This is a genomic window from Pontibacter rugosus (assembly GCF_042678745.1).
GTDB lineage: Bacteria > Bacteroidota > Bacteroidia > Cytophagales > Hymenobacteraceae > Pontibacter > Pontibacter rugosus.
This window is the reverse complement of the sequence record NZ_JBHTLD010000152.1, coordinates 1-12,769: the sequence shown is the minus strand read 5'-3', so window position 1 is coordinate 12,769 and position 12,769 is coordinate 1. Positions and strand designations below refer to the sequence as shown.

Below are 12,769 nucleotides of genomic sequence, written 5' to 3'. Positions count from 1 at the left end.
ATACAAGTTGTTGAAATGGCTAACCTTCCTGTGGCAAAAGCGTATTTTTTACTGTACATACCCTGTAAGGCAGGTCGCAGTATGGATTGATTTGCGCAGCGTACTAAAATGCACCTGCAACAATCACTTTAATGCTGAAATTAGATTTGGTTGTATAGGGGTGTAAGTGTCTTGATATGCAGATAACTGTCTTTAGTCAGTTTAGTGAAGTGGATTCGTGTAGTAGCATAAGATAAGCAGGTGTTTCTATGAATAAATAAGTACTCAATTAAAAATGAACAAATACAGACATTACTATAGCTTCAATAGAGTTCTTCTGTTGATCCTTGACGTTACACTTATTGCTCTTGCGTTCAAATTGTCGAACCTGGTGCGTTACGGTGATTTGGAGCTAGAGCACCAGTATAATATCTTCTTTGTGCTTTTCGCACTAGTATGGTGGATCGTATCAGGGTTTTCAAACTTTATATTCCGGGTAGACGGATTGATTACAGTTAATAAAAAACTGTCAAATCTGATCAATGCCTTTGTTATGCACGCCCTTGTGCTGGCAAGCTGTATTGTGATCTTTAACCTGGAAGAACTGTCGCGCCTTTTGCTGTTGTATACCTACCTGTCTACGGTTATGCTGATTGGCCTGAGCCGTTTGGTTATATTCCAGGTGTTTAAGTACTTCACCAATTCTGATATGGCGCACACACGTTATGTTATTGTGGGTACAGGCCCTGCTGCCGTGGCACTTCATCAAACACTTGATCACAACGATGAGCTTGGAACCAAATTCATGGGCTTCTTCGATAATGATGTGCAGGTGGGGAACCCTTACTACAGCCAGGTTAAAGGCGATATGGATGAGCTGAAAGAGTATTGCCTGCGCCATAGCATTGATGAAATCTACTATACCAAGCCACTTACAGACAAAAGCCAGATAGACGATCTGACAGAGTTTGCAGATGATAATTTTGTGTACTTCCGCATTGTTCCAGATTTCGGTGCCATCGTACAGAAGGAAGTGAACATGTACTTCTATCATAACATACCTATGATAAGTGTACGGAAGGAACCGCTTGAGCTGGCGTCTAACAGAGTGATGAAGCGCATATTTGATATTGCCTTTTCACTAGTAGTGATTCTGTTTATCTTCCCGATACTGTTGCCTTTGATCGCTTTGGCAGTGAAAATAGAGTCTAAAGGGCCTGTGTTTTTCAAGCAGTTGCGTCCGGGCAAAAAGAACAAGCTATTTGTATGCTACAAGTTCAGAACCATGCGTGTTAACACCAGCACTGAACTACAGGCTACTAAAAATGACCCACGTATAACTAGAGTAGGAGCATTCCTGCGTAAGTCTAACCTGGATGAGCTGCCACAATTCTTCAATGTGTTGTTTGGTGATATGTCGGTAGTGGGTCCACGGCCGAACCTTGTTTCGCAGTTGGAGCACTATTCAAAAGTGATTACAAAGTATAAAATGCGCCATTTCGTAACACCAGGCATAACTGGTTACGCACAGGTAAGCGGCTTCCGTGGCGAGACCAAGGAAATGCACCTGATGGAAAAACGTGTGGAGTATGATGTGAAATATATGGAGAACTGGAGTTTCATGATGGACATGAAGATTATCTTCCTGACCGTTTGGAACATGATTAAAGGTGAGAAAAATGCTTACTAGTGATTTGCAAGTAAACACGACTACAGCCTCTATGCAACCTCCTATAACAGAAAAACGGCAGCTGCTTAACTCGCTTATTTCTGCTGGTACGTTCGATCAGTTTGTAGATCAGGTTTTCTGGCTTACCGATAATAAGCCGTCTTCTTACGTGTGCTTTGCCAATGTACATATGCTGATGGAGGCACGCCAAGACAAAGACTTTAGCGAGCTGCTAAATAATGCTGATCTGGCTGCACCTGACGGTGGTCCTTTATCTAAACTCATGAAAATGCTTTATGGCAAAGAGCAGGACCGGGTGCCAGGTATGGATCTGATGCCGCGCCTGCTGCAGGAAGCAGCCGTAAGAGGTAAATCAGTGTTCTTTTATGGATCTACCGATGATGTGCTGGAGGCCGTAAAGAATCGCGCAAAAGCAGATTTGCCTCAGCTACGAATAGCAGGTTCTTATTCACCGCCTTTCCGCCAGCTAAGTGAAGACGAGGATCAGGAGATAATAAATATGATGAATAATGCCGGAGCTGATCTGGTATTTGTGGCTTTAGGTTGTCCGAAGCAGGAGCGGTGGATGGCTGTACATAAAGGAAAGGTGAAGGCGTGTATGTTGGGTGTAGGGCAGGCTTATATGACTTATGCAGGACTTGAAAAGCGTTTGCCTAACTGGGCCAGAAACCTGAGCCTGGAGTGGACTTATAGACTGTGGCAAGAGCCGAAAAGGCTTTGGAAACGTTACCTGATTACGAACAGCATGTTCTTATATGAAGTGTCAAAAGTATTACTCAAGCGTCAGGGTCGCCGCCCGCAGCTGAGCAAATAATAAAACAGGCGGATGGTCTTTCCATCCGCCTGTTTTATTTAAGCAAGTCACCCCGGCTTGTTGTTGTTTTTACCTCCCAAGATTGTTGCTAACAGGAACAGTCATAAGCCCATATAAGGAGTCAGTATTGGTATAAATCTACACTTGTGACCAAACTTACTTGATGTTTAACCATAAATTAATTCTTTTTTAATCAAATCTGGTTTTCTGAACATCAAAATATAGAAATCTCCGTATCTATCTAAAAATACACATATAGTATAAAACAATTTGTTCGGCTGCCTAAAGCCAAAGATCCAATCTAAAAAACCCTTACTATAGATGAAAGCAGTTATACTTGCCGGTGGTTACGGTACGAGAATCAGTGAAGAAAGTGGTGTACGTCCAAAACCAATGGTAGAAATTGGAGGAAAACCTATCCTTTGGCACATCATGAAAATCTACTCGCACTATGATATCAATGAATTTGTCATTTGCTGTGGCTACAAAGGGCATATTATCAAAGAATATTTTGCGAATTACTGCCTTTATAACTCCGATGTGACCTTCGATATGCGCAAAAACGGTATGGAGGTACATAAAAATAATACTGAATCCTGGAAAGTTACACTTGTTGATACTGGTGAGGGTACCATGACAGGAGGCCGCTTAAAGCGTGTGCAGGAATACGTAGGGGATGAGACTTTCTGCCTGACATACGGTGACGGTGTGAGCGATGTAGACATTGCAGAAGCAGTTGCCTACCATAAAGCCCAGGGTACCAAAGCCACTCTAACTGCTGTGCAGCAACCAGGCCGCTTTGGAGCTTTCACCTTATCGTCAGAAGCCACTAAAGTACCTCAGTTCAAGGAGAAACCTACTGGTGGTGATATGCCTTGGATTAATGGTGGCTTCTTTGTGCTTGAGCCAAGTGTATTTGATTATATAGAAGACGACAGCACCATTTTTGAGCGTGGCCCACTAGAAAATCTGGCGGAAGAGGGGCAGCTTTCTGCCTACCGCCACAGCGGTTTCTGGCAGCCGATGGATACACTCCGCGACAAACATGTGCTGGAAGATCTGTGGCAAAGTGGCAATGCTCCCTGGCACGTTTGGAAAAGAATGCTTGCCGGAGCTGTAAATTAACTATCATACATTACGTCATTCAGTACCCAAACTCCTTCATATATAAAGTATCATTATGAAAATTTTAATTACCGGTAATATGGGCTATGTTGGCCCTGGTGTAGTTGAGCACCTGCGTACAACGCACCCTGATGCCACGCTAGTAGGATATGATATGGCATATTTTGCCTCTTGCCTTACTGATGCTCCTATTTTGCCTGAAAGCAGACTTGATATACAATTATACGGTGACGTGCGCACTATGCCAGCTCAGGTTTTAGAGGGTGTAGACGCAGTAGTTCACCTGGCTGCGATCTCAAATGACCCCATGGGTAAAAAGTTTGAGGACGTGACAATGGAAGTCAATTACAAATCCAGTGTGCGTATTGCAGAAATGGCCAAGGCTGCTGGCGTAAAGAATTTTGTATTTGCCTCCAGCTGCAGCATGTACGGTGCCGCAGAAGAGATGGCTAAAACTGAAGATTCTACCCTGAATCCATTAACAGCTTATGCCCGCTCTAAGGTAGCAACTGAAAAAGACATTCAGCCACTGGCAGGAGATGGGTTTACAGTTACAAGCCTTCGGTTTGCAACAGCCTGCGGTATGAGTAACCGTCTGCGCCTGGACCTGGTGCTGAACGATTTTGTGGCAGGTGCTGTGGCAACCGGTAAAATAAACATCCTGAGCGACGGTACACCTTGGCGCCCGCTGATTCATGTTCGAGATATGGCTCGCGCCATCGAATGGGCTATTACAAGAAAGCCAAGCAACGGAGGAGAGTTTTTAGCTGTGAACACAGGCTCTAATGAGTGGAATTATCAAGTTTACGAGCTGGCCAACGCTGTAGCAGAAGTAATGCCTTCAGTAGATGTATCAGTAAACAAAGATGCCGCACCAGACAAGCGCTCTTATAAAGTGAACTTTGACTTGTACAAAGAGTTAGCACCTAATCACCAGCCGCAGTACACGCTGTCGCAGGCAATTCAGGAGCTACAGGTTGGTTTGGCAGCTATGGAGTTTAAGGACGGTGACTTCCGTAATTCTCAGTTAATGCGCTTAATGGTGCTGAACAGCCTGCAAGAAAACGATAAAATTAACGAGCAGCTGCAGTGGAAACGCAACAAATCAAGCGTGTCAGAAGCTGAACTGGAAACTGCATAAGTATAGCTACTATGATATTTACAGAAACTAAACTTAAAGGAGCCTTTATACTTGATGTTAAGCGCATAGAGGATGAACGCGGTTTTTTTGGCCGTTCTTTCTGCCAGAATGAGTTTGAAGAGCATGGTTTAAGCGCTAATGTAAGACAAACCAATGTCTCCTACAACAAAAAGAAAGGCACCCTTAGAGGTATGCACATGCAACTGGCTCCAAACGAGGAGTCAAAGCTAGTACGCTGCACCCGCGGAGCAATTTACGATGTGATTATCGATATGCGCCCTGCATCAGAAACCTATAAGCAGTGGATAGGCGTGGAGCTGACGGCAGACAACTACCGTATGTTGTTTGTGCCAGAAGGCTTTGCGCACGGTTTTATTACGCTGGAGGATAATACAGACGTTACCTACCAGGTAACGGAATTCTATACGCCCGGAGCTGAACGCGGCATTCGCTGGAATGATCCGGCTTTCAACATTGAATGGCCAATAGAGCCAGTGGTAATTTCTGAAAAAGACCAGGCGCATCCCGACTTTATGGATGAGCAGGAAAAATCTAAAGGAAAGCTGCTGGTGTAATACCGGCAGCTTTTGTCTTTACAAAACCTAAATTTTATAGCAAAATGATAATAGTTGATACTGCCTTAGCTAAACGCCACGCAGAGGGCAACCCGATCAGGGTAGCCATGGTAGGAGCAGGTTTTATGGGCAAAGGAATTGCTCTTCAGATCTGTAAATATACCAAGGGGATGGAACTGGTTGCCATCTCTAACAGAACATTAGATAAGGCCAGACAAGCTTACACGGATGCAGAGGTATCAGAAGTGCAAGAGGTGTCAACGCTTGCTCAGTTAGAGGATAACATTCGCCAAGGCAAGTATAGCATTACGGAAGATGCGTTGCTACTTTGCCAGGCAGAAGGTATAGACGCTGTGATAGAAGTTACCGGCGCCGTGGAATTCGGTACTAATGTAGCTTTAACAGCTATACAGCATGGCAAGCACATCATTATGATGAATGCTGAGGTGGATGGAACCATCGGACCGATACTGAAAGTATATGCCGATAAAGCCGGAGTAGTTTTCACTAATGCAGACGGTGATCAGCCGGGTGTAACCATGAACCTTTTCCGCTTTGTGAAGGGGCTTGGCGTAAAGCCTGTGCTCTGCGGCAACATTAAAGGCTTGCACGATCCTTACCGCAATCCTACCACGCAGGAAGGTTTTGCGAAGAAATGGGGACAGAAACCTGAAATGGTGACCTCTTTTGCTGATGGTAGCAAGATTTCTTTTGAGCAGGCGATTATTGCCAACGGTACAGGCATGCGTGTAGCCAAGCGAGGTATGCACGGGCCTACAGTGCTGGGTGGCACTACCTTGAAAGACTGCGCTCATGATCTTTATCCAATGGAAGACATGATGGAAGGACCCGGGATTGTAGACTACGTAGTAGGAGCAGAGCCAGGCCCAGGTGTATTTGTTCTTGGCACACACGATGATCCAATACAGCAGCACTACCTTAACCTGTACAAACTAGGTGAGGGACCATTATACCTTTTCTACACGCCATACCACCTATGCCACTTTGAAGTTCCGACCACGGTGGCACGTGCAGTACTGTTTCAGGATGCTGCCCTTACACCAATGGGAGCACCGCAGGTAGCTGTCGTGGCTGCCGCTAAAATTGATTTAAAGGCAGGTGAGGTAGTAGACGGCATTGGGCACTACATGACCTATGGCCTTTGCGAAAATGCAGATACAGCAGCTGCTGAAAAGCTTTTGCCGATTGGAGTTGCCGAAGGATGCGTGTTAAAACGCGATATACCAAAAGACCAGGTACTTACTTATGATGATGTAGTGCTGCCGGAAGGTCGCCTGGTTGACAAGCTTCTTCAGGAACAAGCAGTATACTTCGCTACAACTGATGAAGCCACCCGTGATACTGTTTTGCAGCATTTGCAAAGAACAGAGGCTTCTGTTTAACAGGAACAAAGTATAAATTACGATCATACTAAACGATATGAACCGCGCATCGCACAGCAATTGTAGCGGTGCGCGGTTTTTTATACGATAAACATGCCAGAAGAAATAGTAGGTCTGCTACCTGCAGCAGGCTTAGGGTCCAGGCTTTCGCCTATACCTTGCAGCAAAGAAATATTTCCGATCGGTTTTACAGTACATCATCAACACGGCGATTTACACCCGAAAGTTGTAGGCCAGTATTTGCTGGAGCATATGCAGCGTGCGGGTGCTACGCAAGTATACTTTATACTTCGGAAAGGTAAATGGGATATTCCGGACTACTTCGGGGATGGCAGCCAGCTACAGCTATACTTGGCCTACCTGATTATGCAGCGCCCTTACGGTACACCCTACTCGCTGGACCAAGCTTATAATTTTGTGCAGCAAAAGCGCGTTATCTTTGGCTTTCCTGATATACTTTTTGAACCACAAAACGCTCTAGAGCAGCTACTGCAACGGCAGGATGAAACGGCAGCTGATGTGGTATTAGGCTGTTTTATAGTAAACCACCCAAACAAATGGGATATGGTAGCGTTAGATCAGAACGGTATAGTTACAAACATACTTGCTAAACCTGCTCAGTCAGACTTAGTTTATAACTGGGCCATTGCTTGCTGGGGACCAACATTCACTGAGTTCATGCACCATTACTTAAACCAGGAAGAAGAGCAACTGCGGGTGTTAGGTGGAGAGTTAAGTGTAGGAGAGGTAATATTGGCCGCAATAAACGCAGGATTGCAGGTGCAAAGCGTTTGCTTTGATACGGGCAGTTGCCTGGATGTTGGTGTTCCAGAGGATCTACAAAAAGCTATTCGCCAACTTTCCTGATCATACCTTATACAATGCGCATATTACTCATACATAACTATTACAAGCAGGCCGGCGGAGAGGACACTGTTTTTCATCAGGAAGCGGCCCTGCTACAGGAGCATGGCCATGAGGTAGAGCAGCTTACCTTCTCTAACAACGATGTAAAAACGAAGCGGCAGAAACTGCAAGCCGCTTTAGGCGTTGTTCACAACATGCAGAGTGCCCGCATCATCAAAGAGAAGTTGGAGCAGTTTAAGCCTGATGTGGTGCATGTGCATAATTTCTTCCCCTTGGTATCACCGGCTGTTTTTGATGTATGTTATAAAGCAGGTGTGCCCGTGGTAATGACGCTGCATAACTACCGCCTTATTTGTCCAAGCGCTTTGCTGCATTACAATGGGAAAGTGCAGCTAAGCAACGTACACAAAATATTCCCTATAAAACCGATACTTCAGGGCGTTTACCGCGGCTCTAAAATAGAAACAGCGTCTGTTGTGCTGACTACCGGGCTACATAAACTCCTGGGAACATGGCAAAAGAAAGTAACAAAGTTTATCTCTTTAACTCCCGGAGCCTCAGACCTTTTTCTGCACTCCTCTCTTAAGATAAAGCCTGATCAACTGGTTGTAAAGCCTAATTTTACAGCTGATATAGGGATAGGCGCAAATGTAAGAGATAAGTACGTTTTATACATAGGCAGATTAACACAGGAGAAAGGGATAGAGACGCTCTTAAAAGCACATACGCTAAAGCCGTTTCCGCTAAAGATTGTAGGTGGTGGGCCTCTTCAGGAGCATGTAGCAGCATACGCTGCTGCAAACAGCAGTACCGTTGAGTATGTAGGTTATAGAAAAAGAGAAGAGGCCATGGAGCTGCTTAAGAATGCAGAAGCACTCGTGTTTCCATCGGAGTGGTTTGAGACCTTTGGCATGACGGTGGTAGAAGCTTTTTCAACAGCAACACCTGTTTTAGCGGCGAACATAGGAGGGGCAGCGCACCTGGTGCAGCACGAGTATAATGGACTCCTCTATACTCCTGGCAATGCAGCAGAACTTAGGGAACAGGTACAAAAAATACAGCATAACGTTTCCTATGCACGAGAATTAGGGACAAATGCCCGCAAAAGCTATGAAGCTAAGTATACGCCAGAGGTAAACTATGCTTTACTGCTGAAGATTTATCAGGACAGCATTGCTCAAACACAGAAGGCGCTGCAGTAAAAAAAGTCCTGCCTCTGAAGAAGATGTACTTCGTAGGCAGGACTTTTTCATAGATTATTTAGCTGCTGGTCTAGGCAATTTCCACTCTCTGGTGTTTTTTCGGAGCCTTCATCCTATCTAAAATTTCAACTACCTTTTCTGTCTCAACAAGCAAGTGTTCCCGTTGCCCCTGTCCGGCATTGCGCACACGTCTGTTGCCTTTGCAAATGATGTACTCGTAGTCGAGGTCGATTTTGGGAGCGATGTCGTAAAAAGGCTCTACCACAAACGCTTCATTGAAAATCTCAATAAACTTAGTGCCAGGCTTACAGAAGAACATGCTTACCAAGCCTGCTCCGGTAGCTCCCATTACTACTTTGGCTCTAGAGAACAGCTTAATCTTTTCTTTTATACTTAGCTGGCTTGATACTATGCTCTTGAAACCATAGGGTTCCAGTACCTCCAGCAGCTCTTTTTCATTGAGTACATTACGTATGTTTGAATCTGAGCGGCTTATATATAAATAAGGGGTTTCAGGCTCCATGCTATCGTCATCTTCTTCTGCAAAAGGCATAAAAGAGTCCTGTATAAAGTTACAAAGCCATTTAGGTACTAAGGTGTGGTTGCCACGAGGAGCTGTTGATGCAATAACACAGTCAGCGGCCACATGGGTATACTTGTCTCCAGTAATGATTTTTTCTGAAGGTATACCGAGTAGCTCTAATGTTTCGGTTTGATAACTGTATCGCAGACTTGGAACATAAAACCAGTCTACTTTATCGTAAAGGCCGCTCTCACGCAACAAATGCAGGCGCGGAAGCACATCTAAAAACCAATGCCCAATATTATTGATTCCAGCGCCACCTGTCAGCATTGAAAATACGGTGCCCTCCACTTTATGTGGTGGGGTGAAAAAGCGCTGCTCAAAAATGTTATTCAGGTTAGGTTCTGCTACCTTGCCGCTCATAAGGCTCAGAGACACGTTCTCTATCAGGCGGTTGTACTGCGAAACCACGGCTATACTACTTTCGTTGTCGGTGTAGATACGTCCGTTGGGCACCTCTACCACCATGTAGTCTGTCTGTACTTTCTTTTTTGGTTTCCAATATTCAGAGCACGCCTCAAACAGGTCTTCTGGTATTTCTAGATTAGTAGTTAAAGCGGGATATATAGTGTGTACAAAAAGCTCGCGAGGTCCATATGTTACTGGTTCATTCAAGTTTATTCTGCAAACGTCACTGGGTCTGTACTGTGTATTATAAGGTACAAACTTTCCTAATATCTTTTTTAACCTTCTAGTCCCTTTGTCATAGTAAGCCTTCATATCGCTGGGTTTTAGGTTGAGCATGGAATGGTATCCAGTTATTACTGGTTTATTATTTATGGTTTACGAGCAAACTTTGCTCTTTATTTTCTGTTGTATTTACCTTTAACTGTGCCACCGTAGCATGCTCAGACAAAAGTTTTGCAGCTACTTTTACGGCAATCTGATTCCAATGGGCATCATCAGCAGGGAAAAGTGGAACTTCTTCTTGTTGGTAGAGTCTGTTAAAGCTTGGCTGTAAATCCACATACGGTACCTCGCGCTTATCTAATTCAGCAAAGAGCCGCGGTAAAAAAGTAGCCTTCTGCTGACTTGGAAGCAATTTATAATAAATATTCTCTTTATTCGGTATAGGCAGAAACAGGAACTGAATGCCTCTTTCCTGTAATGCGATTTTGTAACCTTCTAAGATAGCAGCAATTTGAGTGATTTCTTCCTCACTAAATTCCCTGTTAGCGATTTCCCCTTCTATAAAGAACTCATTATTATAGCTAATATATTCTTTTCTGCCTAAAGCGCGATCCATATCGGCAAGTGTTCGGCGATACAGTCCCAGCTTTGATATACGATCAGCAGTAACAGCTAAATTTGTGAGAAACGAAGATGAGCTGATTAAAGTTCCCGTGAAGTCTCGTATCTCGGAATTTAAGCCATTTGCTCCAACAGCTGGTAAGCCAGGTATGCGGCGCTCAATGCTGGATACTATTACCAGGTGCGGAGGGTCTTTCTCAAAACGGTCAGTTGCCAAAAAGCGATTCATGGTGGCAGGAGCAAAAGAATATACAGGTCTGTTTAACCGGGCTTCCAGCACTTCGGCTAATGTTTCGTCCTGCGACAGCTTGGCACCTGTTATATTGGAATCCCCAATCAGCAGCACATCATTTTTAGTGTCGCGGTTGCGGTAGCCGTATGCATCTGTAAACCATTCTACAGGTCTTTTTTCCGCGTAGGGAGTACGCGGAGCCAGCTCGCCTTCTTCTACCATCTTCATATGCACATTCGGGTAAAAAGGGCCGGGCATGATACGAACTGTATTTACTGAAATCGTCTCCCATATTCGGAAAGTGAACACATCCATTGGGAGCAGGAATACTTCAATAAGAGGCCAGAGAATGAAAGGCAGCGCGAGGAGCAGTAGCTTACGTAACAGCTTTTTAACTTCTTTATCTTTTTTTACTGTCGTCATTCCTTCTTAAAATTGAAAATAGATAAATTCTTGATTTCCAAACTGTCCGAACAGTAGCACAGCAATGATCGCTAAATAATAAACTCCCCAGCGGACGATGGCCGGGCGTTGCCCCAGAAGCTGTGATACACTACCATTGCGCTGTATTAAGTGTACGGTTTCCATTATGGCAATGGCTATAATAGAAGTACCAAATATTTTTGCTCCCTGCTCCATAAATACATCATGGCTCCAGTTCAGTGCAAAAACCTGCCCAGGGTTCGTTAGTACAGAAAAGCACTGCCCCACAATATAAAAGGCATCATTGATGGTGTTGGCCCTAAAAAATATCCACGAAAAGCAGACAAGGAAAAATACTGTTAAGACTTGTACCCATTTGTAAAGCTGTGGGTGCTGGGTAAGGCCTATTTTCTGTACAATAGTATTTCTTTGTGACTTGGTTATGATACCGAATATCTGGTACATCCCGTGCAAAGCCCCCCAAATCACGAAAGTCCAGCTGGCTCCATGCCATAGGCCGCTTACCAGGAATACAATAAACAAATTATAATACCAGCGCCACTTTACCACACGGTTGCCACCAAGAGGTATATAGAGGTAGTCTCTGAACCAGGTGGAAAGCGAGATGTGCCAGCGGCCCCAGAACTCAGATATTGTTTTGGCAAAGTAGGGGCTACGGAAGTTTTCCATCAGCTTAAAGCCCATCACCTGTGCGGCACCGATAGCGATATCGGAGTATCCGGAAAAATCGCAGTAGATCTGAAATGCGAAAAATACGGTAGCGATGATATGTGATATGCCATCAAACTCAGTGGGGTTATTGTAAACTGAGTTAACCATAAGAGCAAGGTTATCAGCAATAACAATCTTTTTGAAGAAGCCCCAGGCCATACGTTTTAAACCAGCCACTATCCGGTTATACTTAAACTCATGCCCCACATGCAGCTGCCCCAGCAGGTTGCCGGCACGCTCGATAGGGCCCGCTACCAGCTGCGGGAAAAACGATACGAAGAGCGCAAATATGCCCAGGTGCTTTTCATGTTTAATGCGTCCGTTGTATACATCTATACTATAGCTCATGGTTTGGAAAGTATAGAAGGAAATGCCCATTGGCAGCAAAAGCTCAAAGGCAGGCATGGCATAGGGCACATTCAAAGTCAAAGCAAGGTCACGGGCGCTGTCGTTAAAGAAATTATAGTATTTAAACAGAAGCAGCGTGCCTAAATTGGCTGCCAGGCTCAGGTATAACCAGGGACGGCGTTTATCTTTTTCTTCATCTGCAAACCTACCCATCATGCGTCCGCAGGTATAATCTATAAGCGTAGAAGCTACTAATATCAAAGTATAGGCTGGCTTCCAGGACATGTAGAAGTAGTAGCTGGCGAGCAGCAGAATGATCCAGCGCCTGTTAAAAGGCGTCAGGAAATAGAGTGTAACTACTACCGGGAAAAATATAAAAAATTCAGTAGAGTTAAAAAGCATAG

General features: G+C 44.5%; 11 protein-coding genes. 8 read left to right on the top strand and 3 right to left on the bottom strand.

The window, feature by feature from the left end:
* Nucleotides 1-274: 274 nt before the first annotated feature.
* The 8 genes from ACFQ2O_RS15150 to ACFQ2O_RS15115 all read left to right on the top strand — a co-directional run bounded on the left by ACFQ2O_RS15150 (nucleotide 275) and on the right by ACFQ2O_RS15115 (nucleotide 8,796).
* Nucleotides 275-1,669, top strand: coding sequence for an undecaprenyl-phosphate glucose phosphotransferase (locus tag ACFQ2O_RS15150; RefSeq protein WP_377529321.1), 1,395 nt, complete (start codon nucleotides 275-277; stop codon nucleotides 1,667-1,669).
* 31 nt (nucleotides 1,670-1,700) lie between these two features.
* Nucleotides 1,701-2,483: a WecB/TagA/CpsF family glycosyltransferase gene (locus tag ACFQ2O_RS15145; protein ID WP_377529318.1), complete on the top strand. Its 783-nt coding sequence runs from the start codon at nucleotides 1,701-1,703 to the stop codon at nucleotides 2,481-2,483.
* 321 nt (nucleotides 2,484-2,804) lie between these two features.
* Nucleotides 2,805-3,608: a glucose-1-phosphate cytidylyltransferase gene (gene rfbF / locus ACFQ2O_RS15140; protein ID WP_377529312.1), complete on the top strand. Its 804-nt coding sequence runs from the start codon at nucleotides 2,805-2,807 to the stop codon at nucleotides 3,606-3,608.
* A gap of 55 nt (nucleotides 3,609-3,663) precedes the next feature.
* Complete coding sequence (locus tag ACFQ2O_RS15135) at nucleotides 3,664-4,749, top strand: NAD-dependent epimerase/dehydratase family protein (RefSeq protein ID WP_377529308.1); 1,086 nt, start codon at nucleotides 3,664-3,666, stop codon at nucleotides 4,747-4,749.
* Between the two features lie 11 nt (nucleotides 4,750-4,760).
* Nucleotides 4,761-5,324: a dTDP-4-dehydrorhamnose 3,5-epimerase gene (gene rfbC, locus ACFQ2O_RS15130; protein ID WP_377529305.1), complete on the top strand. Its 564-nt coding sequence runs from the start codon at nucleotides 4,761-4,763 to the stop codon at nucleotides 5,322-5,324.
* Between the two features lie 44 nt (nucleotides 5,325-5,368).
* Entirely contained in the window at nucleotides 5,369-6,727 is a 1,359-nt protein-coding gene (locus tag ACFQ2O_RS15125; RefSeq protein ID WP_377529301.1) for an NAD(P)H-dependent oxidoreductase, read from the top strand.
* A 93-nt stretch (nucleotides 6,728-6,820) separates the two neighbouring features.
* Complete coding sequence (locus ACFQ2O_RS15120; protein ID WP_377529298.1) at nucleotides 6,821-7,594, top strand: nucleotidyltransferase family protein; 774 nt, start codon at nucleotides 6,821-6,823, stop codon at nucleotides 7,592-7,594.
* A 14-nt stretch (nucleotides 7,595-7,608) separates the two neighbouring features.
* The gene (locus ACFQ2O_RS15115) at nucleotides 7,609-8,796 is read left to right on the top strand and encodes a glycosyltransferase family 4 protein (RefSeq protein WP_377529294.1); all 1,188 of its coding nucleotides are present in this window, start codon (nucleotides 7,609-7,611) and stop codon (nucleotides 8,794-8,796) included.
* 70 nt (nucleotides 8,797-8,866) lie between these two features.
* Here ACFQ2O_RS15115 and ACFQ2O_RS15110 read toward each other — a convergent pair whose 3' ends face one another.
* From ACFQ2O_RS15110 to ACFQ2O_RS15100, 3 genes are all read right to left on the bottom strand, one after another.
* On the bottom strand, nucleotides 8,867-9,994 hold the full coding sequence (locus ACFQ2O_RS15110; protein WP_377529290.1) for a glycosyltransferase family 61 protein: 1,128 nt from the start codon (nucleotides 9,992-9,994) through the stop codon (nucleotides 8,867-8,869).
* 157 nt (nucleotides 9,995-10,151) lie between these two features.
* Nucleotides 10,152-11,285, bottom strand: coding sequence for an alginate O-acetyltransferase AlgX-related protein (locus ACFQ2O_RS15105; RefSeq protein ID WP_377529287.1), 1,134 nt, complete (start codon nucleotides 11,283-11,285; stop codon nucleotides 10,152-10,154).
* Nucleotides 11,286-11,291: 6 nt separating this feature from the next.
* The coding region (locus tag ACFQ2O_RS15100; protein WP_377529282.1) for an MBOAT family O-acyltransferase at nucleotides 11,292-12,769 on the bottom strand (1,478 nt) is incomplete at its 5' end.